Consider the following 23,573-nt stretch of genomic DNA (forward strand, 5'->3'; position numbering starts at 1 on the left):
CTCACCGGCTACGACCCCGCCGAGATCCTGCACACCGATCAACGCCTGCAGTTCCACCGCCCCATCACGGTGGGCGACCGCCTGATCTGCGACGTCTTCCTCGACTCGTTCCGCCACGCCGCCGGCAACGACATCATGGTCACCAAGACGATCATGCTCGACCAACACGACACCCCGGTGCAGACGATGTGGACCACCCTGGTCGCCTACAGCCGCTGATCGCTCAACCGGCCGTCCATGTTCAGAACTCCGGATTCGGCCAGCGCGAGGCCGGTGCCCGCAGGAAGAGATGGTGAGATCTGCCGCGCCTGGCCGCACCCTCCTGCGGCCAACCCGGCGTATCCCGCCGTCGCCCATCTGTTTTCCGGCTAGGACGAACGGGTAACCGCTGATGAAGGCGCGCGCCGCGCGGAGACGAGGTTCATCGTGATCATTCTCGGACTGATTCTGCTCGTGATCGGATTCGTGGCGGGCACCTCGATCCTCTGGACCATCGGGATCATCCTGTTGGTCATCGGAGTCATCCTCGCGCTGCTCGGCGCCACCGGCCGCGCCGTCGGCGGCCGCCGTCACTGGTTCTAAAGGTCCGCGAGTAGGCGCTCGCTGCCCCTCACGGACATCATGCAACGCTGCACCCCCTGCTGGCCGCCGCCGCGCAGGTCTGCTGATAGACCGTCGCAACGGCGGCGCGGCTGGTCGGAAATCGATCATTTTCCGACATACCTTCTGAACAGTAGATTCCGTACGTCAGAAGCGTCGACAACCCATGTTGTGACTCCCGGCGCTATCTGGCACGTTTTCACCGACGCTATTTGGCACGGTGCTGTCCGTGAGGCATGCCCAGCCGCGGCACGCTGGCGCCACGATTCATGGCGATACGGGATGATCCGAGGTCGAACTGAAGGTTGCCTGGAACCCCTCCTGTCCTGTCCTGTCCTGTGGGTGTGCCGTAAGCGGATCCGCTTGCGGTGATCGATCGACCCGGCGGCTCTGCGGCCGCACGAAGGGTCGCCATTGGTATTCCAATCCTCAGGGTCGTTGATCCGAGTCACTGGTACGGATCTGCGATTTCGCGGAGTTTTGTGAGCGCCTCTCGAAGGCATCCTGCCAGTTCAGGGCCGAGGTGGTCGTTCCATTCCTGCTCGACGCCCATCACCACCTCGCGAGCCCGCGTCGACGCGGCCTGCCCCTTTCGGGTGAACCGGATGAGCTGCGCCCGGCCGTCCTCCGGATCAGGGATGCGCTCCACGAGCCCTTCCCGTTCCAGCGCCGCGACCAGCAGGCTTGCGGTCTGCTTGGTGACCTGCACCTGCTCAGCGAGGTCGGTGAGGCGAGAGCCGTCCTCGGCGATCCGCTGAGCGAGCCGGGCCTGCGCAACGGTCACCTTGTAGCCGGCCTCCCGCATGGCTCGGATCACCCTGTCGTCCATCGCGCGGTAGGCGATGAACATGAGCGTGGCGACGTCCATCGATCCCCTTGACAATAGTCAGTATTGCTGACAATAATTATAGTCAGCATTGCTGACGATCATAGGGGATCCGCGATGACCCGACTCCCTCCCGCCCGCGTGGTCCGTGCAGCCACTACCCTCCGGACCGCGCTGCAGTCACTGACCCGGCGGATGGCGCCGCCGGAGGTCTGCCTGCTCGAGCTCGCCTCCGGGTTCATGACGACCCACGCCGTCTACGCCGCGGCAAGGCTCGGCATAGCCGACGCGCTGGCGAACGGCCCGCTGACCGCGGACGACGTCGCGGCCGAAGTGGGGTCAGATCCCGACGCCACGCACCGCCTCCTGCGAGCCTGCGCCACCTTCGGGATCTTCAGAGAGGACCCGGAGGGCCGCTTCGGCCTGACACCCGCGGCCGAAGGGCTCCGCTCGGGCACGAACGCCTCGATGCTTCCGGTCATTTTGATGCTCGGCGATCCGGCCTATCAGGGACCGTGGGGCCAGCTGGCCCACTCCGTGGAGACCGGCAGGCCGTCCGCCGAAGAGGTGCTCGGCATGCCCATGTGGGAGTACCTCGATGAGCACCCGGAGTTCGCCGCCACGTTCAACGACGCGATGACCCGGTTGTCGACCCTGGACTGGCCCACCGTGGAGGTGGCGTACGACTTCACGCGGTACTCGACGATCGTCGACATCGGAGGTGGGCACGGACAATTGCTCGCGCTCATCCTCGGCGCGGCACCGTCGGCCAAGGGGGTGCTGCAGGAACGTGAGGCCCTCGTCGGTGACGCGGAGGAGCACCTGCGCGCGGCGGGCGTCCTGCGCCGCTGCCGGATCGAGGCCGGGTCGTTCTTCGAGACCGCTCCCTCCGACGGTGACCTCTACGTGCTGCGGCGCGTGGTCCACGACTTCGACGACGGACAGGCCACCGCGATCCTGGCCAACGTCCGACGCCACATGCCCAGGGGTGCCACACTGCTCCTGATGGAGAGCGTGGTCCCGCCCGGCAACACACCACACTTCGCCAAGACCCTCGACCTCGACATGCTGCTCTTCGTCGGTGGCCGGGAGCGCACCGAACGGGAGTTCGCCACCCTGCTCGAGCGGGCGGGGTTCCGCATGACCCGGGTCGTACCAACGATCTCGACCATCTCGCTCGTCGAAGCCGTCAGCACCGGCGGGCAGTTGTGAACGCACTCGCGCAGGTTTGCGTCGGCCTCTCGGCACTCGTCCTGATCGTCGTCTTCCCGCTGGAGGCCTTCCTGGTCGATCGACCCTGGGCCCAGAAGTTCCTCGGCATCGAGCCCAACGGCATCCGGAATGTGCACCTGTGGTCGTTCTGCATCGGCGCCCGCAACGCGCTCGCAGGAGTGGGCGCTCTCATTGGGCTCTGGATGGTGAACTTCGGCGAGGAGTCGACCGGGACCAGCGTTGTGGTCGTCAGCACCATCTACATGCTGCTCGCGTCGTTGTTCATGGGCGTCGCGGATCTGCTCGGGTACTGGCTGCCGCGCGGAGGGAGCGTCAGGGGGACCGTTGCGTCGTCCGTCCTGCCAGCGGTCGCGCTGATCGCCATCGCCGCCTGACCCTGGCCGAGGTGGTAGGAGTGTCCTACAACAGTGCAGGTCTGCCCGTCGCCGATTGGCCCGCGGTCCCCACTCAGCGATCGTCAAACCCGCGGTCCCCGCTCAGCGATCCTCGACCGGTCGGATCGGCACCGGGCCGTTCTGTTGGCCGTCGTCGGATCCCGCCTACGCGAACCCTCAGAACGAGATTTGGCTCGACGTCACCACCGACCAGGCCGGTAACGCTCAGGCGTCGACGACCGTGGACTGGGAATTCCGTCCCGATGAGGCCAAATCCGTGGTGCTGCACGCACAACGGACGATGACCGGCCCCGGTCAGGCGGGGATGGCGGGTGACCGTCTGGCGTGCATCGACGAAGACTTCTGAGCAAATGACGAGTCGGAAATGGATCCCACCGCCACCACGGTGACCCCGGTGCCGGGTTCGGCAGGACCGACGGGGACGAGCGGCCGCGCCCTACCTGGACGTTTGTGTAGATGGCAGGTGCGGCAGCCGTGTGCTAGAACTGGTCGGGCATCGACAGTGACGTGACTCACATTCACGTCGGCTCGGGATTTTGCCGGCACACCGGCGAGTCTCGGCCGATGCACGAGAGCGAAGGACAACGCATGATCGAGGCCACTGCAGAATTACCCCTGAGCCCGCTTCCAGCCCCGACCCGCCTGATACCCCGCCGGCGCCTTGATGGTCGCGAACTTCTCGCCACCGCGAAGGACATCCTGATCGCTGCCCGCCGCTGCAGTGACGCCCAGGCATTCGACGAACTTCTCGACGTATCCCGCCGTCATCACCTGACCGTGGTCGGTGTTGCACGGAACCTGGTCGACCTTGCTGCCGGATCCCCCTCCTCTCGGTGTGCACCGGACGCCGTCCGCTTCGACGAATGGGAGCAGCTCCTCGCCCAGCTCCCGCCGCGCCCGAACGCACACGCGAGCTGACGCGACGACACGCTCCCGATGCGGTGGCGAAGTCGATTCGACCCATCAGCAGCACATCGAAACCGACCACTCCTTTGGCGTGCCGAGCCACTCCTACAGCTTGAGCCGTGCTGCTGATGATGCAGCTCCCACGGGTCACCATGTCGCGTTTTGCCTCGCGTGCCGAGCGTCGTGAGTTATGGTCCGCCCCAGACCGGTATCTGGATGCTGCCGAACGCTGCTGAATCGGTGCTCAACGTCAAGGAGTAGAGATGCCCGAGCGCGGCCCTACCTCGACCGCTGTCCCTCCGCCGAACGACGCCTCCAAAACGCAACTCGTCCGGTGGGCGATCGACCGCATCAATGCCCACGACGTCGACAGCCTCCGCAACTACTTCTGGGCCGCCGACTCCCTCGTGCACTTTCCTACCGGAACATGCCGTGGAAGCACCGAGGTCGCCACCTATTTCAACCAAGTCTTCGCCGCCGTCGCCGACTTCGCCTTCGAGATCGTCTCGATCGCTGAGTCCGGCGATGACGTCTTGCTCCACTGGCACGTGTCCGGCCAGCACGTCGGCACCTTCGTCGGCATCGCCGCCACAGGGCAGCGAATCGAGTTCGACGGATTCGACCACTTCGTCATCGTCGACGGGAAGGTTGTCACCAACACGGTGCGCTACGACCAAATGGAGTTCGCCCGCCAGATCAAACTTCTACCGCCCGACGGATCGATTGCGGACCGCGCAATGAAGGCCGCCTTCAATGCCAAAACGCGTGTAGTGAGCATGACCCGCCGACGCTAGCTCGGGGGCTTCTTCGGCCGCCCGCGGGCTACAGTTCTCGCAGTCCCCGCTGCTTAGAGTCTTGCGTGCAAATCACCCACGATCCAGTTCCACTTCGAAAACTGCCCGACAGGAAAGTCTTTCAAGTTGAGAGTTCTTCCAGAGGCCGCAGGACCTCGGGCGGAGGGGCACCCAGGGTCGGCTCCCGGTCGTAAACATCGTGGAACACACTGGCAGGACGGACGCCGACAAGGTCGCCGAATCGGGATCGGAGGGACAGTGAGGTTCCATAGAAGGCGGTGACGTCGCGCCAGCGAACTTCGGCATGACCGTAGTGGGCAGGATGCAGAATCCGAATAGTCGCGCCGAGCCTGCGAGCGGTTCCCCGCAAGCCGAGCGATGACCGAGACGTCTCGGAAGCCGGCCCATGACCGGAACGCGCTGGGCTGCACGGTCCCGATAGCCCCGTGGGTGAAGAAGTCCCGAATCGGGGCGACGAACGGGACTCCGTGGACTGCCCTGGATAGTTATGAACTGTTTCGGGTTGTCTCTCATTCGATCTATTCTCAAACACTCCCGGACCCACACCGGCAGTTGCCGGCGACCTTCCGTTATCGAATCGTTGAGTGTCGCAAAACCCGTCCGAAAACTGTTTGTAGCTCAACACTTCCTGTCGTCGGGTTCTGCAACACTACGACCGCTGTGAGCACACTTTTGCTGATACCAACGCCGCAGAGGAGGCGAAACGGGCTGAGCGCCGGACAAAACAGACCCCGTACTCGTTCGATCGGTGTAGTCCATGCGAGTGCGGTGTCCAGGTCCATCTGTTTACGCTCATCACCACACCCCGATTTCAATCAGCCAACGAAAAAACGGATTGAATGGGGCAAGCCACTGGTAGATGTCCGGGTGAATGAAGTAGTTCCAATCCATCACACTCCTCCTTATGCAAGTTTCGGATAGGGCCGGCGGACGTACACGCCGTCACGCAGGGTGCGCGACTGGTGCGAGACCGTCAGCGGGTTTTATCCCGTACACGCCTCGTTCATGCGTCGAAACTCCTCGATCTCGGCTGCTACTAGCCGCTGATACTCCTCCGGCGACACCGAAGGCAAGGGCATTGCCGATGTAGGTGACGAGTCGGACGATGCTTCAGATGTGCAACCGGGTGAAAGTTAGCGCTCCCACAGTGAGGACGGCGACGGCGACGGCCTTCCTCATCTGGATCGGTTGCCGACGATCCGGGAGACCGTGAACGACGTGACGCTCAGCGCTGCGCCTGACAGTAGAACGACCCAAAGACCCCAGCCAATCGACGTCGTAACCATCGTTTTCATGACTTCAACTTCCCCGCCACTGATCTTCGACGCATCGGCGGTGCCTATGACCACGACGATCCCACCCACGATGGGTGCGACCCAGCGATCGCCGTACTTTGTGTATCCACCCCGCGAGAGAATCGCGAATAGGGCGGCTGCGCCCGCTGCTGCAAGGACCAGCGTCAGTAGCCCGTCACCTTCTGTACCGGCGGGACCGACTGAAGTGAGAGTGGGAAGCGCCGCCCAGGGCCCGAGACTACCGATCACGATTCCCAGGCAGGCGATCATGCCAGCAACCACGTTGGGCATGTAACTCGTCGGAAGGGGCGTCGGCGGTCTGCGTGGAGGCGCGCCTACGAAACTTCCACGGGCTTGGAGATTGACCAGTGGAACGACTGGTTCCGGGCCGTGCGACTCGATGGGCTTACCGTTAGCGAGCCACCTCTCGACAATGCTGCGTTCAGCATCGCCGCCAGAGTTGGGTTGATTCGTCACTCGATGGACCGTCTTTCTCTCTGATAGGCCGCACCGCTCCAACGAGCGTTAACCTCGGGCTTTCACGCTGGTCATGCCCCGGCCGCGTGTTGATCATGAAGAAAGGTGCTCTGAACTGGGAGAATATGGCTTGCTGAGGGCCGATATTCACTGCGTTCGAGGAGCACCTTTCTGGTGGGCAAGTCTACTTCGTGGTACCCGTCGCTGTCCGTTGACCCCGCCGGAACTGGTGTCGTGTCGCACGCCGGGGCGGTGTTGTTGCTACGCACCGCAGAGAAAACCGGTCTGACGACCGCGTTGTCGAGTGCGCTCGAGCCGTGGCGTAAACCGACGACCTCCCATGATCCGGGCAAGATCATCGCCGATCTGACGATGGCACTCGCCCTGGGCGGCGACTGCCTGGCCGATATCGCGCTGCTGCGGGAAGAACCCGCAGTCTTCGGCCGGGTGGCGTCCGATCCCACCGTCTCGAGACTGATTACCGCATTGGCCGCTGACGCTCCGAAAGCGTTGGCGGCAATCAACTCCGCCCGTTCGATAGCCCGAAGGATCGCCTGGAACGCCGCCGGTGAACAGGCTCCCGACCATGAGATCGACGCCGGACATCCGCTGATCATCGACCTCGACGCCACCCTGGTCACCGCCCACTCGGAAAAGGAAAAGGCTGCCGCCACCTACAAGAGAGGGTTCGGCTTTCACCCGCTGTGCGCCTTCGTGGACCACGGACCGGACGGCACGGGAGAGCCGTTGGCGATGATGCTGCGACCGGGCAACGCCGGCTCCAACACCGCCGCAGACCACATCGAACTGATACGGCAGCATTGCGGCAGTTGCCGTTCACCGCCAAAGGCGGACGGATCGGACGCAAGGTACTGATCCGCACCGACGCGGCCGGCGGCACCCATGCCCTCATCGACTATCTGACCACACAGAAGTTGTCGTACTCGATCGGATTCGGTCTGACCGACACCATCGTCACCGCCATCGACGCCCTTTCCGAACACGCTTGGATCCCCGCCTACAACGCCGATGGGCAACCCCGCGACGGCGCCTGGGTGACGGAGGTAACCAGTCTGCTCGAGCTGCCGGGCTGGCCCGACGGGATGCGGGTCATCGTCCGCAAAGAACGCCCAGTGCGCCGTGAGGCGCTGTTGATTCGAATGGAGGTGAAAGGCCTGCATCGCCGATCCTGTCGCAGCAGGACGGTGGAGCTGAGGGCAGCCTGATCCGGGTGGTGCCGGGGAGGGCGGGAAGCAGCCCTGACAAAGCCGGGACGTGTCAGCACTGCCAGATGGTGCGGGTCCGGCGAGCGGGACGGAAAGGAGTACGAGAGGAACCGGCGTTTACGTCTCTTCATCTTGCACCGGCTCGAATCTGGCGGATCTGGGCCGGCAGCGGTGCGCACCCACCGACTCGTCGGTGGGGAACTCCTGGGTCGGATAGGTCGGCTGGCCGGGAGACCACGGTGAAATTGCTGCGGGGTAGCCGTGGTGAGGCCGCAGGGACAGAGTCGGGCTCCTCCTCCGTCGAGCGAACAACAGTGAACACGGGAACCATCTCGGTCTTACCGACCTACGGGCATCCGGTCCGTGGGGACGGTTGGGCGCACCGACCGCCGATCAGGTCGGGATGGGGCGGAGCCGTCGTAGTACTCCGAGCCGGGGAAAGCCCGGCACATGGGGAAGGGCGGCAGCGGTATCGAGAAGGGAAGGAGACTGTAATGCCGAAAGACGCGGCGGTGAACATCGTCGCCCCGGACATCGCGGACCCACCGGGCCCACGTGCTCGGGTATCGGGGATGCAGGCCAAGCTTCACCATTGGGCGGCGGCCGATTCCGGCCGCAGGTCCGATGACCTGTTCAATTTCGTGCACGATCCGGCCACATTGCGTGTGGCGTTCGAACGGGTTGCGGGCAATACCGGCGCGAAGACTCCCGGCGTCGACGGTATGACCGTCGCCGACGTGGAGGCGAGTGTGGGGATGTCCGGATTCCTGGACGATCTGCGGACTCAGTTGAAGGACGGCTCGTTTCGTCCGCTTCCGGTGCGGGAACGTAAGATCCCCAAACCGGGCGGCAGCGGGAAGGTCCGGAAGCTGGGGATTCCGGCGGTTGCGGATCGGGTCGTTCAGGCGGCGCTGAAGCTGGTGCTGGAACCGATCTTCGAGGCCGACTTCCTGCCGGTCTCCTATGGGTTTCGGCCGAAGCGGCGGGCGCACGACGCAGTCGCGGAGATTCAGTATTTCGGCACCAAGGGCTATCGCTGGGTGCTGGATGCCGACATCGAAGCGTGTTTCGATTCGATCGAGCACACGGCCCTGATGGGCCGGGTGCGAGAACGGATCAAGGACAAGCGCGTGTTGCTGCTGGTCAAGTCGTTCCTCAAGGCCGGAGTGATGAGTGAAACCGGCCATCAGGAGGACAATCCGACCGGCACGCCGCAAGGGGGCATCTTGTCGCCGCTGTTGGCCAACATCGCCCTGGGCGCGCTCGATGAGCACGTTCACGGGCCGTGGCAACCGGGCGGTGCTATGAGCACCCCGACAGGTCGCGCTCTCCGTCGTAGGAGAGGCCTGCCGAACTGGCGAATCGTGCGCTACGCGGACGATTTCGTCGTGCTCGTGTTCGGTAGCTGCGACGATGTGAACGACTTGCGCGAAGAGATCGCTGATGTGATCGCGCCGTTGGGGCTTCGGTTCTCCGAATCCAAGACCCGAGTGGTGCACATGGGCGAGGGGTTCGACTTTCTCGGGTTCCGCCTCCAGTGGAAACGCAAGAAAGGGACGGACAAGTGGTACGTCTACGTGTTCATCGCCGACCGGCCCCTCCGGTCGCTGAAGGACAAGATTCGTGCCGTGACGAGCAGGCTGTCGCAGCAGCCACCCAGGGACGTGCTGATCCGGCTCAACCGGATCATGCGCGGCTGGTCCAATTACTTTCGGTACGCGGTAGCCAAGAGTGTCCTGCAATCCCTCGCCATCTTCGTGTGGCACAGGATTGCTCGCTGGTGGATACGGCTGCATCGGTGGAGTTGGACAGATCTTCGACGGCACCTCATCGGCCCTCACGGGACGTGGAAGATGCCGTCGGCGGACGGGGTCGAACTGTTCAATCTCGGCCGGGTACCGACTGCACGATATCGGTACCGCGGCAGTAAGATCCCGAATCCCTGGGCAGTGGCTAACCACGCTTGATGGCAGAGACCGTGGAGAGCCCGGTGCGTGGAAACGCGCACGCCGGGTTCGGCGAGCGGCTCGCAGAGACGGGCCGGTGGTGACACCGGTACCGCGCTGCGGGCCGACTCAACCACCCCGGTGCACAACTGCGCTTCACCGACCGTGACGGGCTGCGGTTGACCGCGTTCGTCACCAACACCGAAGGTGGACAATTGCCCGATCTGGAACTGCGGCACCGGCGCCGGGCACGCTGCGAAGACCGGATCCGCATCCTGAAAGACACCGGCCTCGAGAACCTTCCGCTGCACGGTTTCGATCAGAATCGGATCTGGCTCGCCCTCGTCGCCCTCGCCGTCGAGGTCACCGCATGGATGCAGATGCTCGCGCTCACCGACGACCCAGCCAATCGGTGGGAGCCGAAACGGCTACGACTGCGCCTGTTCGCGATCGCCGGGCGCATCGCCCGTCACGCACGAAAAGTGCATCTGCGGCTGTCCGCCCACGCACCCTGGATCGACTTGCTGATCACCGCATTGGCCCGTCTCAACGCAATCCCCGACCCTCTCTGACCAGTACCAATCCGACTGCCGAGACGAAAGGAAATCAACTTTCGGGGCCCTGGACCCCGACGCCCACCCGACCGCGTCGGGCGACCGCGCGTTGCCGAGCACCGAATCCATGCCCGAAACACCCAACCCGAAACTAATCAGAGCGACACGTCAGACGCATGCAAGATCGAGGTTAATCGGATTGTAAAGGCCAGCCCGTGGTCGGCGCCCCCACTTGCGCTATCACGGCCAGGTCGTCGGCTGCCCGCCCGGTCTACGCGCCCAACGAGCTGGCTGCAGACACGGGTGTGTTCCAAATATGCTGGCAGACAACACTTCCTAAACTGCCGATAATTTATATTACGTCAACTAGACTGCTCCGTACTTCATCGGATGACGATCTCCTGGACTGCAGAATTCGCATGGTGGAACTCCTGGCACACGCCGATGAATTCGATCGTCTGGCGGGGTGAGCTGGGCCTGGATGAACAGCGCGTCTGTATCCGGTACGAAGTACATAGACCTGAAGTGCTAATTCCGAAAGGCCCGGCTCCCAGAGCTCTTGAGCCGCGCGCCGACGTCTTCATGTGGGACGGGTTCTGGAGCTAGTAGATGGGATGCGTGACTATGCGCTTGGACATTGCGGCGGCAGCGGGTCATCCGTGGTGTACCCAGATGCATAGTCGCCACCTGTTAACGGGATGTTGATGAACACCTTGAAGCAAGGGCGCGCTGGTGTCTCGCCCGGTTCCGAGATCGGAACGGTGACATCAAAGTCCTCTTTGGTCGGAAAGACCCAGCAGTTCACAGCTGGGAAGTTGGGCAGATAGTGCTGGACGCATGCCTTGCCGAGGTTGAGCATCGTGGGAAAGTCTTGCGTGTTGGCGACGTACATGACCTCGACTCGACCCTTGGGGTTCTCGGCGACCACTTTGTAGTCAGCGACCTGCGACTCGTTGAACCCTTCATCCGACCCTTCGGGTACCCGCTCGCGGGGAATACCGTTATCCCAGGTGCGATTCGGGCCTGCACCCATGTCTTCGGTACCCGACGAGCATCCAATGAGTCCCCCGATCAAGAGCAGTCCCGTCGCGCCGATGATCCATAATCGCATTGGCTTCCTCCTCGAACGTTGGCCACGGGAGCAATTGAGTACCCGGTGGTGCGCCAACCACACCGACTTCTATGCTCCTAGTGATTCAGTCGTTCCTATGCAGTACCCATATCGACCAACGACGGGGCGCGAAGCCTGGCTGATTCTCGCTACCTATGGCATTCCTGCAATATCTCCCGCGACAACAAGCCTTCGATCGACTCCGCGATCTCGGCAGCGACCTTTTATCCTGCGTGTACATCCAATCCGATGCTCGTACGCTGATTCATCGCTGGGGCCTCCCACATCTTGTGGTTCTACCGGACAGGGCCCGTTTCCTGTCGGCAACCCACGTTCAAATGTTCGCGGGGCCCCAGCGCAGCGCCTCGTATCGTCTAACGCACCGCCCGGCTTCTGGGGGGGTAACAGATGCCCACCGGCGAGAATGCGATGTTGCTTACCTCGGCGACCGGTCGGACTCTGCCCACCGCAACGGCGATTCCTACAAGGCCACTGAGGGAAGTCGATCGAGCAGGTATGCCAAATCGTCGCGCACGACGACACCGAGGGGCTTCTGTGTTGGTAGGCCCCGTTCGCTGACGATGACAGCAACCAACGAGGCAGCACCGCCCTCCTTGCGGAACTTGTCGATAACCGCGGCTACCGACACGGTTCTGGCAAGGTGGACAACCTTCTCGTTCGGTTCGACAAAGTCGAGTACTTCCCGCACCCGTACCTGGTCCACCAGAACCTCACCGTTGTCGCTGATCTGAGCAGCCAACCACCGCGCGACGGCGTTGGTGGTCAACAGGCCTAGGTATTTGCCGTTCTCGTAGACCGGCAGCTGAGAGAACGTGTGCTCCGCCATCTCGCGCAGTGCTTCGCGCAGCGGCTCATCCGGGGTCGCGGTGATCACCGTCGGTGCCCGCAGGCACTGTCCGATCCTGAGAGGGACGAGTAATTCGTGGTGGATGCGGCGCAACTGGTCCACGGTCTCGGGTCGCGGTGTGGCAATTGGGACACCGTCGTGGTACCGATGGTGGGAGATCGCGTTGCGCAGATCCCGGAATGCGGTCAGGGCGGGCTCGTAACGACGGACAAGTGCGTCCCGACCGCGGATCTCGGCGAGGATCTCACCCATGCCGCGAACACTCTCGGACAGCGAGTACTTGCGATGCAGGTGCCTTTCGATCTCGGACCACAGGTCGAGGAACTCACGGGCCGGGTCGTGTGAAATCGGCGCTTCCATACCCCTGACACCTCAGTCGTAGGTTCGTCCCGTGTGGGTAGGCAACTCTTTCTCGCGGAGAACACTGAGTATCGTTCTTCCCAACTCAACCCATGTCTGCGGTTCATACATGGCGTCTTCTTGGTCCTCATCTGTGAGGTCTCTTCCCGGCGCACCGCCGGGAATGTGTGCCCAGCCGTCCACTCCGAGGTCGGGCCATGTGTAGGCCAGTAGCAGGTCGGCTCCATTACGCCACGACGCCCAACCCCATACGGGTGCACTCGACGCAGGAGACAGATTGCCTTCGTGGTCGGAGATCTCCTGTGCCCACGTTGTCCAGCATCCACCATCCCAGGCGAAACTGATGTCTTCCGCTTGGGGACCATCGCCACCGTCGAACATGAAGGTGAATTTGATTTCGCCTGGATCGATTTGTTCGGGGAGGCCGAGGGTGGCAGACAGTTCGTCGCCTGCTCTAGCGATCGCATCTTCTAGCTCCGCGGTGCGCCCACTGGCGGCTCGTCTGGACATTTTGCCCTCCGACATCTCGCACTTTCACGTTCGAACCCGAACCCGAACCCGTCCACCGTTCCCGACCCACCCGAGAAGGCCAGGAATGTTGCCGGCAAGCCCAGGAGTCGGGGGTGCGCAGACACAGACTTGCCCCTCACGCTCAGCTCCCAAACAACGAACTCATGATTAGTCCGAACCACTCCAACGGAGAGGCAGCACGATGCTGGCGATGACGGTTTACTCCTCAACAGTCGCGGCCAGCACCCCGCCCCTCGGCGGGATCGACATCACGTTCCTTTCCGGCCACAGGTGTGGTCGTACCGTAGGCAAACACGTCGAATCCGATGTCGGCCACTACTGCTACCGTGACTCTCAGGTTCAAGAGCGGCAGCCGAAGGTACCTGGCCAGGCTGCCCGGCAACCCCGTCACCATCGACCGGGGTGCCCCAGGGGAAGAACCGGCCCGCGCAGCAATTGCCCGCGAGCAAGGTCGATGGAGGCTACCCGCCTCCAGGGACGAGGCACGAGATGAACATCCCCGACGACCACACCGGGGACCTGGAGCAAGCGCAGGCGAAGTGGGATCCGATCCCCGAACCCCGCCGCCGCGAGTGGTGCCAGGTACTCCTCGACTTCCCGCCGATCTGGCTGGGGACATTCCCGATGAACGCCACTCAGCAAGCGGTGCTCGAAGGCAGATACACAAATATCTCGGACTGGATAGATCTCGCCAAACGAGCCGAAGCCGCGGGATTCACCCCGCAGACCTGGCTGATCTTCCAGCTCGAACTCGCGCGCGAGGAGGTGAACCGTGAGTTCCCCCGCCACCCCTCCCGACGATCGAAGAAGCCTGGCAACAACGGAATTACGACCACGGTCGTCGACCCGGAAGAATTTGCGGACTGGCCACGCATGTACGAGGCGGGGCTCCGACCTAGTGTGGCGACTCGACGTGTCCTCTCGGGTGAGAAGCGCTTGTAGACAATCGGGGCGCTGCGAAGAGGGGTGGCCTGGGCAACACATGCGGCGAAGTGGCGGGTGGCCGACTGGTCGCCCACGGTAATTTGGTTCGGCACACCGAACAAGGAGAGTCCCACCCAATGGCGACAACGAACGCGAATCTCATCTGGAGCATCGCGAACCTGCTGCGCGGCCCGTATCAGCCGAACCAGTACGGCGACGTGATTTTGCCGTTCACCATTCTGCGCCGCCTCGATGCCATCCTCGCTCCCACCAAGGACCAGGTACTGGCGGAATACAAGAAGGTTCAAAAGCTCCAAGTCGATCCGGGGATCGTGCTCACGAGCAAGTTCAATCTGCCGTTCTTCAACACCTCGCAGTGGGACTTCACCAAACTCGCCGCCGACCCTGAGGGATTGGCCGACAACCTCGTCGACTACATCGAGCGCTTCTCCCCCAACATCCGCGATGTATTCGAGGGGTTCGCACTGCCGGCACTGATCGCCGAGTTGGAAAAGAAGGACCGGCTGTACCTGATCGTCAAAGAGTTCGCGAACGTCAACCTGCACCCGGACATGGTGTCTGGGCACGACATGGGCTACATCTTCGAAGAGCTCATCCGACGCTCCTTCGAAAACAACGCTACCCAAGCCGGTGACCACTTCACCCCACGTGAGGTCATCGCCCTCATGGTCGACATCCTGTTCGCCGAAAAGGACCTCGAACTGACGAAATCGGGCATCGTCCGCGAAATCTACGACCCCGCAGCCGGCACCGGCGGCATGCTCTCTGTCGCCTACGACCACCTGACCCGGATGAACCCCAAGGCCAAACCTGTGCTGTACGGGCAGGACATCAACGCCCGCTCCTACGCCATGTGCAAGTCCGACATGATCATCAAGGGCCAGGGCGTCGACAACATCTACCACGGCGATACCCTCACCGACGACGGATTCGCCGGCCACCATTTCGACTTCCTGCTCTCCAACCCGCCGTTCGGTGTCGAGTGGAAAACCCAGCAGAAGGCAGTCACCGACGAGCACGAACAGCGCGGACACGCCGGCCGCTTCGGCCCCGGCCTGCCCCGTGTCTCCGACGGATCGTTGCTGTTCCTGATGCACCTGATCGCCAAGATGCGCCCCGTCCACGGCCCGAAGGATAAGGGCAGTCGCCTGGCGATCGTCCTCAACGGCTCGCCGCTGTTCACAGGCGGCGCCGGGTCCGGGGAGTCCAATATCCGGCAGTGGATCATCGAGAACGACCTGCTCGACGCGATCATCGCGCTCCCGACCGACATGTTCTACAACACCGGCATATCCACCTATATCTGGATCCTCGACAACACCAAGCCCCCAGAACGCCGAGGCAAAGTCCAGCTCATCAACGCCGCCGACATGTTCGGCAAGATGCGCAAGTCCCTCGGCTCCAAGCGCAAGGAACTACGGGAGCAGGATCTCGAGACCATCACCCAGCTGTATGCCGAGTTCGTCGACGACCCTGGCTCGGATGAGAAGGCCTCGGTGTCGAAGATATTCGACGGCAAAGAGTTCGGTTACTCCACCATCACCGTGGAACGGCCGCTGCAACTGCAGTTCGAACCCACCGAAGTCAAGATCGATCAGGTGTTGGACCAGAAAGGCGTCGCGAAGCTCAGGGCAGGTGAGCAGGCCGCGCTCCGCAAAGCCCTGACCACACTGATTGGGTGGAAGTGGAACGACCGAGACGCCTTCGTCGCCGAGCTTAAGGACGCGCTGTGGGCGGCCGGTATGAGCAAGCCCCCGGCGACGTTGGTCAAGATGATCTGGTCGACGATGGGAGAGCACTCCGACGACGCCACCATCTGCACCAACGCCAAGGGTGAACCTGAGCCCAACCCCTCACTTCGCGATACCGAGAACGTGCCTCTCACCGACGATATCCAGGACTACTTCGAACGCGAAGTCCTACCCCACGTGCCGAACGCCTGGATCGACCGCGACAAGACCAAGATTGGCTACGAAATCCCCTTCACCCGCCATTTCTACCGCTACACCCCGCCCCGCCCGATCGAAGACATTCAAAAAGATCTCCGCGTCCTTGTAGCCGAGATCCAGGAAATGCTCCACGAGGTCGGCGCATGAACTGGCCCACATACCCGAAATACCAACAGTCAAAGAATGATGTGCTAGGCGAGATCCCGGCGACATGGGTAACAACCCGATTAAAGATGCTCCTCACCGAGCCAATGTCATACGGCGCCAACGCAGCCGCCGACGATAACACCCCAGATAACCCCAGATACGTCCGAATCACTGACATCGGCGCCGATGGCAACCTAAGGCCAGATACATTCAGATCACTTCCGCCTGAAGTTGCCGCACCGTACCTGCTTTCAGATGGCGACGTACTTTTCGCCCGAAGCGGTGCAACGGTCGGAAAGACGTTTATGTACGTACCGTCTTGGGGTCGTTGCTGTTATGCCGGATACTTGATCAGGGCGAGGGTAAACCGCTCCAAGTTGCTCCCTGAGTACTTGAACTACTTCACAATGACCACAAGTTATTGGCAGCACATATTCAGTGAGCAAATCCAGGCAACTATCCAGAATGTTAGCGCAGAGCGCTATGGGAGCCTTCCCGTACCAGTCCCTCCTCTATCAGTTCAACATTCGATCATTGATTTCCTAAACATTGAAACCAACAAGATCGACGCGCTGATTGCCAAGCAGGAACAGCTCATCACCACCCTGCGCGAGGACCGCACTGCCACCGTCGCCCACGCTGTTACCAAGGGACTTGACCACCACGCCGAGATGACGGACTCCGGCGTCGAATGGATCGGACTGATCCCCAGTCACTGGACGCTGCCACAGCTGGGCATGCATTCTGTGGTCGGAAATGGCGCCACCCCGTCGCGGGAGAATTTGAATTACTGGACGAACGGAACTGTGCCATGGCTTAACAGCAGTCATGTTAATCGGGCAGAAATCACCGATTCCGACCAGTTTGTTACCGAGCTCGCTCGGACCAGTTGTCACCTTCCAGTCGTACCCGCGGGCAGTGTTTTAATCGGGCTAACAGGACAGGGGAAAACGCGGGGGATGGCATCACTATTGAAATTCGAGTCGACGATCAACCAGCACATTGCCTTCGTTACCCCAACCAGCTCCAAGATAAATCCACGGTTCTTGCGCGAGGTTCTCCACTCCGCTTACCAGGTATTGCGTGACCTCAGCGAGGAGAATGGCAGCACTAAAGGTGGGCTTACGTGTGGCGCTATAAGGAAACTTCCCGTTCCGGTACCTCCGGTAACGGAACAAAGCGAAATCCTCAACTTCCTTGAAACCCGCTGCGGCAAGATCGATGCCCTCATCGACAAGGCGAACCAGATGATTAGAACGCTTCGCGAATACCGCTCCGCGCTGATCACCGATGCGGTAACCGGCAAGATAGATGTTCGAGGAGCTGCATAGTCATGGCTCAGCACAACGAGATCGAGTTCGAGAACGAGATCTGCCACCACCTCACCACTCACGGTTGGCTGTGCTCTCCCAGTGATGCCGGATACGACCGGGAACTCGCTCTATTCCCGGAGGATGTGCTCGGTTGGCTGGCCGACACACAGCCAGATCAGCTCGCTAAACGTATCAATCCCGACTCTCCCGCCGATGTCCGCGAGAAGTCCGCTCAGGCTCTACTGAACCGGCTTGCGCAGGCTCTGTCTGCGGACCTGAAGGCCGACGGCGGGACACTCGCGGTGCTGCGGCGCGGTTTCAAGGATTTCAACGCGCAGTTCTCGATGTGCCAGTTCAAACCCAACACCGGACTCAATGTCACCACCGCCGCCAGGTACGAGACGGTGCGGCTGCGGGTGATGCGACAGGTCCATTACTCGACGACCACACCGAGGAAGTCGATCGACCTGGTGTTCTTCGTCAACGGCATCCCCGTCGCCACCGCGGAACTGAAAACTGACTTCACCCAGTCCGTCGCCGATGCTGTCCAGCAGTACAAGACTGCGCGCCTGCCCAAGGGGGAACCGTTGCTGCAGTTCGGCGCCCGAGCCTTGGTGCACTTCGCGGTCTCCAACGACCAGGTGCAGATGAGCACCAAGCTCGCCGGCGCCAACACCTACTTCTTGCCGTTCAACCGCGGCAACAACCACCATGCCGGAAACCCACCCAACCCGAACGGATCACCCTCCGCCTACCTGTGGGAGACGATCCTGCAGAAAGACACCTGGCTGGACATCCTCGGTCGGTTCATGCACCTCCATGTCACCGAGACCATCGACGAGCAGACTGGAAACAAGACCCGCAAGCAGACGATGCTCTTCCCCCGCTATCACCAGTGGGAGGCCGTCACAAAACTCGTCGAGTCCGCCCGCACCGAAGGCCCCGGCCAAAAGTACCTGATCCAACACTCCGCCGGCTCGGGGAAGACCAACAGCATTTCGTGGCTGGCCCAGCGGTTGGCGAACCTGCACGACGCCGGCGACAAGAAGGTATTCGACTCAGTCATCGTCGTCACCGACCGCACCGTCCTCGACTCCCAGCTGCAGGAGTCGATCAACCAGATCGAGAAACGCTCCGGCGTCGTCGCCCACATCGGCGGCCTCGGCGGTTCGAAGTCCCAGCTGTTGGCGAAGGCCCTCGAATCGGGCACCAACATCATCATCGTCACCATCCAAACCTTCCCCTACGCGTTGGACGTGATCAGCGACCGCAAATCGTTGGAGGGAAAGAATTTCGCGATCATCGCCGACGAAGCACACTCGTCCCAGACAGGGGAGGCGTCCAAGAATCTCAAGGCCGTCCTGTCCAAGACCGAACTCGCCGAACTCCACGACGGCGGCACCATCGACGCCGAGGACATCCTTGCCGCCGAAACGAGGGCGCGGGCCTCGGCCTCGAATCTGTCGTTCTTCGCATTCACCGCCACCCCGAAGGCGAAAACCCTGCAACTGTTCGGCCGGCCCGGCCCGGACGGCACCCCGGTGCCGTTCCACCTGTACTCGATGCAGCAGGCCATCGACGAGGGCTTCATCCTCGATGTGCTCCGCAACTACACCCCGTACAAGACCGCGTTCCGACTCTCCCACAACGGCAAGACCTACAGCACCGAGGAGACTCCCAACAACGGCACCCTCGCCGTGTCCCGCGAAGGAGGCAAGAAGGATCTGGTCGACAAGTCCGCCGCCATCAAGTCGGTAATGAACTGGGTGAAACTGCATCCGACGAACATCGCGCAGAAGGTGCAGATCATCGTCGAGCACTTCCGCACGAACATTGCCTGGCGGCTCGACGGCCAGGCCAAGGCGATGGTCGTCACCAGCTCCCGCAAGGCAGCTGTCCGCTACAAGAAGGCATTCGACGCCTACCTCGCCGAACACGGATACACCGACATCGCCGCCCTGGTCGCGTTCTCCGGGGAGGTCACCGACCTCGACTCCGGGCCGGACCCGTTCACCGAACACAACGCCAACCCCGGCCTCAAGGGCCGGGACCTGCGGGAGGCGTTCGACACCGACGAGTACCAGGTGATGCTGGTCGCCAACAAATTCCAGACCGGGTTCGATCAACCCAAGCTGGTGGCGATGTACGTCGACAAAAGACTCTCCGGTGTAGCCGCCGTGCAGACCCTCTCCCGTCTGAACCGTACCCTCCCCCCGAAGAAGGACCAGACGTTCGTCCTCGACTTCACCAACGACGTCGCGGACATCGTGGACGCCTTCTCCCCGTACTACGAGGTGACGACGCTCGCGGACGTCACCGACCCGAACATCGTCCACGACACCGAACGCAAGATTTCTGTAGTTGGGATCTATGAGGCCTCCGAGGTCGACGCCCTGGTCGACGACTACCTGGCGAAGAAGGGCAACAACGCCCTCGAACGGTGGATCAAGCCCGCGGTCGATCGGCACGACGTCCGGCAACGCGAGGCCCTCGAAGTCGGCGACGCCGTAGCCGTCGAGGAGTTAGCGATGTTCCGCAAGGACGTAGGCACCTATCTCAAGCAGTACGACTTCCTCTCCCAGCTCTTCGACTACGAAGACCCGTGGCTAGAAAAACTCGCCATCTACCTCAAGCATCTCGCACCGCAGCTCACCGATCGCCCGCAGACCGACCCGATCGACCTATCGACAGTACAGCTGGACTACATCGCCCAGCACGAGAAGGCCACCACCGCCGGCAAGCTCACCGCTGGAGTAGTCCTGCAACCGGCGAAGGAAGCGGGTACTGGGGTTGTGCGGGACCCGGAAATGGTCGCCATCACGGAGATCATCGAGAAGATCAACGACCTGTTCTCCGGTGAACACTCCGAGGCCAGCGTCCGCAATGTCATAACCCACGTACGAGACAAACTCGAAGAAAGCGAGACCCTGAAAGAGCAGGCACAGGCCAACTCCCTCTCCCAGTTCTCCGCATCCCCTGACCTGCACACCGAGTTCGTCAGCGCCGTAATCGGGGCCATGGAATCCTCGGCCGACCTCTCCGCACAGATACTCAACAACCCCACCCTCGCCCAAAAGCTCCTCGAGGAGCTCCTGCCTGGTGTGTACCGCAGTCACAACGCCACCAGCGCCGGTTGATCCACGGCCAGGTTTCGGTGGCATTCAAGCGTGAATGACCTACGGTTGGCCTCCCTGCCATGCTTGCTCATATTCGTTCTTTGCTGATGGCCCCAGCTCGCCTGAAACGCGAAGTAGCGACTCCTTTGCGAGGAAATGCCACTCGGGTCCGAAAGCGGGCCCGAGGTCACTGAGCGTGTCTTGGATGTATCTGGAGCGGTTGGCTGCAATCTGACTCGATCCCATCCGACTGCGCGTCTCCGCGGCTGTCTGCGAGGCGTGCTGCCGAGGTGTACTGACCTGGACGACCGATCAACTCGTTGGGATCGGTGTTCTCGTCGTAAACGACTACGCCAGTGACCTCCGGTATCTTCGCCTGAATTGCTTTTGCTAGGTCACCTGCATCGACAGCTGATGAGTCATTTGAGGTCGTTCTCATCTCGGCTTGAGCAAGCGATCAGGCCCATGAGCAGTGCCCCGAGCACCGCGGTTCGAAGAAGGCGCATATACATGTGTATCCGTCCCCAGCGGGTCGGCGGCGAGGTCGCTAGCGGTGCTCGCCGCCGCCCTTGAATCTTCGTTAATCCTACGAGCATGGGCCAGGCCGGCCTTCGGGTTACCGATCTTCTGGGATTGAGTCCTCGATGAGATTTGCGGGTTCAAACTGGGTCGAGTCCTCCTCTGCGTGCCCTTCATCGGTATCGCGTTGCACCGGCTTGCCGATCGCTTTCTCCACCAACTGGCACAACGATTCACGTCGTTCTCGGAAGTATCCGTCGAAGTCATCCGTTCGGAGTCGCTCAGCATTAACGAGATGGGTTTCGAGTAGTTGGTCCAACCGACCGGCATCGATCTGCGCGCGGTTCTTGATCACGGTCAAGTACACCGACGGCGCAGAACCCCCGATGACTCTGTTAGTCCGAGCGCTGATCGCAGTCTTATTGACGATACTTTCCCGGTGCTCGTCATCTATCCCGTTGTCATTGCACCACTTTTGTGGGAACACATGATGGATATCGACGGCTAGATCAACGTATTGCACCTTGTCGAGCGCTCTGTCTTCCATCCAGTCATGGGCGCCGCCAGCGAGGATCAGCGCTGCGATTCCCTTGTAAGCTGCGGCGTTCCGAGTACGCAGCGAATGGAGACGGGACTCAACGAAGGAGGCGTCCTGGAGCGTGCGGGGAGTCGCTACCTCGGTCTCGCCTTTCGCCCATGCCGGGACTGATTCGATGTCACGGGTGAAGCGAGTCTCGATCGTGGATCCGTAGAGTTCGCCAAGCACCCCGCACCAGAACCATCTGACGAGTCGTTCGCTGACGCTGATCAGGTCGGCGTCCGGGCCGAGGACCACTTTGATTGCGGCCAACGGAACCAGTTGCTTGGGATATGGCACATCGCGTGGGGCGAAGATGTGCCGATCGGCCAGGAAGGTGGCCGCCCAGATGAACGCCTCTCGGAGGGGGCCTCGCCATTCCAGGTAGTCGCCCAGGGACAGCTTTAGAACGTCCTCGCGCTTGGCCGAGATTGCAGGCGGCCGTTCCGAAGTATCTGCCAGTTGCCGTTTCCGCGTGGCCAGCATGGTGACAGCCTGGAGAAAATCCGTGTTCTCCACGGCAGTAAGCACCGGATAGGCGGCCCACTTGAGCTGAGTTTCCTTCCAGTCGTCGTTGAGACGAAAGTCGGCCCCTGTGCTTTCATAAAAGTCGGCATCCCCGGCGAACATCGCGGTGAGTAGTTCGAACACGTTGAGCGGGAGCCCGCCGGTGTTCACCTTCTCGAAGACTGTGGCGACCGCGGCCTTGTCGGTATTCTCGTCCAGTACGATCGCCGGGATGTCGTACGTGGCGGCCGGCTTGATGAAACGCTCATGGAATCGTTTGCCGAGTTCGCGGTCCGAGAGTTCGAGGATCCAGCTCATGTAATCGCCATACAGCAGATGCAACGGAAAGTACCCTTGTTCCCGCTGTTTGTCGTGGTCGACGAGGTCGAGCACGATCTCCTTACCGAAGTTTGTGCGGACCACTCCTTCACCGGGGATGGAGATGACCGAATCGTCGACACGGTTGGGATCGCTCAGCGCAGTCTCCATGTGCACCAAGTACCGGCGATCCAACAGTTTTCCTCGACTGTCCTTGGTCGCGACAGCACCATCCCCACTCAACGCCTGTGTGAGCGAGGTAAGGCGCTGCTGACCGTCCAACAGGAGATACTTCGCCGCCGTTTCCGATGGAAGATCGACGCCCTCGACGAGGCGCGGCTTGAAGCGCACCTGCGTGTTTCCGGTCTTGAGCAGCATCACGGCACCGAGTGGGTGACCACGTAACACCGTCACCAGCAGTTGCCGAATCCGCTCGTCCTCCCACTTGTATCCGCGCTGGAAGTCGGGGAGTTGGATCACTCCAGACCGAGTCCAAGCAAGATATTCGCCCAACTCGTACATTGGCGTCAGGAAGCCCATACTCATCCCTCTCGCGAGAAGGCGACTCGTCATGCGCCTGGCTTGATCGATGCAGACGACCTTACCGCTGAGATTTCAAGATGTGCGGTGATCGTTAGTTTGCGAATCGGTGGAGCTTCAAGCAAATTGTCAGTCTCTCGCTTGGGTCGGGAGCTCCATCAACATAGGCGGGAGACCCTGGGGTACGGCCGCAGCGGCGTATAGGTCGTGCCACACCACTCGCCGGTACAGCGAAGCAGCGTCAGTTTCAAATCATCGCTATCAGTAACCCTGCCGGGCGTGTTCGTCAAACCAGTGGGCCCAAGACCTGGGGGACCGCAGTTGACCGTTAGCGGAAGGCCTGGATCCGAGAAGCTGCCGACAGGCAAGTCCGTGCTGAAACGCCAGCAGAGCGGAAAGCGATGGGGACTGCCCCCACCGTGGTTGACACTCGGGGTGTGCAGTTCAGGCCGCGTGTGCGGCCTGATGGAGCGTCTCATACTCGATGGGCGTTAGTCGA

Annotated in this window: 17 protein-coding genes, 3 pseudogenes and 1 riboswitch; of the genes and pseudogenes, 14 read left to right on the forward strand and 6 right to left on the reverse strand. The window is 61.8% G+C overall.

The features are described 5' to 3' along the window. Both ACFTZB_RS23415 and ACFTZB_RS23420 read left to right on the forward strand, forming a co-directional pair. Nucleotides 1-219: MaoC family dehydratase N-terminal domain-containing protein (locus ACFTZB_RS23415; RefSeq protein WP_378434478.1), on the forward strand; the 219-nt coding region annotated here is incomplete at its 5' end. Nucleotides 220-426: 207 nt separating this feature from the next. Then, complete coding sequence (locus ACFTZB_RS23420; RefSeq protein WP_378434480.1) at nt 427-582, forward strand: DUF6131 family protein; 156 nt, start codon at nt 427-429, stop codon at nt 580-582. Nucleotides 583-1,048: 466 nt separating this feature from the next. On the opposite strand, the gene ACFTZB_RS23425 is transcribed toward ACFTZB_RS23420, so the two are convergent. After that, nucleotides 1,049-1,468 carry a MarR family winged helix-turn-helix transcriptional regulator gene (locus ACFTZB_RS23425; protein WP_378434482.1) on the reverse strand — a complete coding sequence of 140 codons (420 nt, stop codon included), beginning with the start codon at nt 1,466-1,468 and terminating at the stop codon, nt 1,049-1,051. Nucleotides 1,469-1,543: 75 nt separating this feature from the next. On the opposite strand from ACFTZB_RS23425, the gene ACFTZB_RS23430 reads away from it, so the two are divergent. From ACFTZB_RS23430 to ACFTZB_RS23450, 5 genes and pseudogenes are all read left to right on the forward strand, one after another. Beyond that, nucleotides 1,544-2,638, forward strand: a complete 1,095-nt coding sequence (locus ACFTZB_RS23430) for a methyltransferase (protein ID WP_378434484.1) — start codon at nt 1,544-1,546, stop codon at nt 2,636-2,638. Further along, a complete protein-coding gene (locus tag ACFTZB_RS23435) occupies nt 2,635-3,033 on the forward strand; it encodes a DUF1304 family protein (RefSeq protein WP_378434486.1) in 399 nt (132 codons plus the stop codon). The genes ACFTZB_RS23430 and ACFTZB_RS23435 overlap by 4 nt, the downstream gene beginning before the upstream one ends. 148 nt (nt 3,034-3,181) lie before the next feature. Then, a pseudogene (locus ACFTZB_RS23440) lies at nt 3,182-3,400 on the forward strand (superoxide dismutase family protein); the annotation flags it as partial. A gap of 242 nt (nt 3,401-3,642) precedes the next feature. Further along, nucleotides 3,643-3,972 (forward strand): ANTAR domain-containing protein, encoded by a 330-nt coding sequence (locus tag ACFTZB_RS23445; RefSeq protein WP_378434488.1) that lies wholly within the window; start codon nt 3,643-3,645, stop codon nt 3,970-3,972. A gap of 251 nt (nt 3,973-4,223) precedes the next feature. Beyond that, nucleotides 4,224-4,754, forward strand: coding sequence for an ester cyclase (locus ACFTZB_RS23450; RefSeq protein ID WP_378434490.1), 531 nt, complete (start codon nt 4,224-4,226; stop codon nt 4,752-4,754). Between the two features lie 1,196 nt (nt 4,755-5,950). On the opposite strand, the gene ACFTZB_RS23455 is transcribed toward ACFTZB_RS23450, so the two are convergent. Beyond that, nucleotides 5,951-6,361, reverse strand: a complete 411-nt coding sequence (locus tag ACFTZB_RS23455) for a hypothetical protein (protein WP_378434492.1) — start codon at nt 6,359-6,361, stop codon at nt 5,951-5,953. Nucleotides 6,362-6,721: 360 nt separating this feature from the next. On the opposite strand from ACFTZB_RS23455, the pseudogene ACFTZB_RS23460 reads away from it, so the two are divergent. The 3 genes and pseudogenes from ACFTZB_RS23460 to ACFTZB_RS23470 all read left to right on the forward strand — a co-directional run. Then, a pseudogene (locus tag ACFTZB_RS23460) lies at nt 6,722-7,680 on the forward strand (IS1380 family transposase); the annotation flags it as partial. Between the two features lie 665 nt (nt 7,681-8,345). Then, complete coding sequence (gene ltrA, locus ACFTZB_RS23465) at nt 8,346-9,740, forward strand: group II intron reverse transcriptase/maturase (RefSeq protein WP_378434508.1); 1,395 nt, start codon at nt 8,346-8,348, stop codon at nt 9,738-9,740. 113 nt (nt 9,741-9,853) lie between these two features. Continuing rightward, nucleotides 9,854-10,291, forward strand: a pseudogene (locus ACFTZB_RS23470) (transposase); the annotation flags it as partial. 604 nt (nt 10,292-10,895) lie between these two features. On the opposite strand, the gene ACFTZB_RS23475 reads toward ACFTZB_RS23470, so the two are convergent. The 3 genes from ACFTZB_RS23475 to ACFTZB_RS23485 form a co-directional block, all read right to left on the reverse strand. Next, nucleotides 10,896-11,384, reverse strand: a complete 489-nt coding sequence (locus ACFTZB_RS23475; RefSeq protein ID WP_378434494.1) for a hypothetical protein — start codon at nt 11,382-11,384, stop codon at nt 10,896-10,898. Nucleotides 11,385-11,865: 481 nt separating this feature from the next. Continuing rightward, complete coding sequence (locus tag ACFTZB_RS23480; protein ID WP_378434496.1) at nt 11,866-12,612, reverse strand: CBS domain-containing protein; 747 nt, start codon at nt 12,610-12,612, stop codon at nt 11,866-11,868. Nucleotides 12,613-12,624: 12 nt separating this feature from the next. Next, nucleotides 12,625-13,122: a hypothetical protein gene (locus ACFTZB_RS23485; RefSeq protein WP_378434498.1), complete on the reverse strand. Its 498-nt coding sequence runs from the start codon at nt 13,120-13,122 to the stop codon at nt 12,625-12,627. 358 nt (nt 13,123-13,480) lie between these two features. Continuing rightward, a riboswitch (SAM riboswitch) is annotated at nt 13,481-13,601 on the forward strand. Between the two features lie 31 nt (nt 13,602-13,632). Between ACFTZB_RS23485 and ACFTZB_RS23490 the strand changes: the two genes are divergently transcribed. From ACFTZB_RS23490 to ACFTZB_RS23505, 4 genes are all read left to right on the forward strand, one after another. Beyond that, nucleotides 13,633-14,085 (forward strand): mandelate racemase/muconate lactonizing protein, encoded by a 453-nt coding sequence (locus tag ACFTZB_RS23490; protein ID WP_378434500.1) that lies wholly within the window; start codon nt 13,633-13,635, stop codon nt 14,083-14,085. 119 nt (nt 14,086-14,204) lie between these two features. Then, nucleotides 14,205-16,184, forward strand: a complete 1,980-nt coding sequence (locus tag ACFTZB_RS23495; protein ID WP_378434510.1) for an N-6 DNA methylase — start codon at nt 14,205-14,207, stop codon at nt 16,182-16,184. Further along, on the forward strand, nt 16,181-17,515 hold the full coding sequence (locus ACFTZB_RS23500; RefSeq protein ID WP_378434502.1) for a restriction endonuclease subunit S: 1,335 nt from the start codon (nt 16,181-16,183) through the stop codon (nt 17,513-17,515). Before ACFTZB_RS23495 ends, ACFTZB_RS23500 begins: the two co-directional genes overlap by 4 nt. A 2-nt stretch (nt 17,516-17,517) precedes the next feature. Beyond that, nucleotides 17,518-20,634, forward strand: coding sequence for a type I restriction endonuclease subunit R (locus ACFTZB_RS23505; protein WP_378434504.1), 3,117 nt, complete (start codon nt 17,518-17,520; stop codon nt 20,632-20,634). A gap of 595 nt (nt 20,635-21,229) precedes the next feature. On the opposite strand, the gene ACFTZB_RS23510 is transcribed toward ACFTZB_RS23505, so the two are convergent. Beyond that, a complete protein-coding gene (locus ACFTZB_RS23510) occupies nt 21,230-23,074 on the reverse strand; it encodes a DUF262 domain-containing protein (protein ID WP_378434506.1) in 1,845 nt (614 codons plus the stop codon). Between the last annotated feature and the right edge of the window lie 499 nt (nt 23,075-23,573).

Origin of the sequence: Rhodococcus sp. NPDC057014 (assembly GCF_042673295.1) — a bacterium.
Lineage (GTDB): Bacteria > Actinomycetota > Actinomycetes > Mycobacteriales > Mycobacteriaceae > Rhodococcus_F.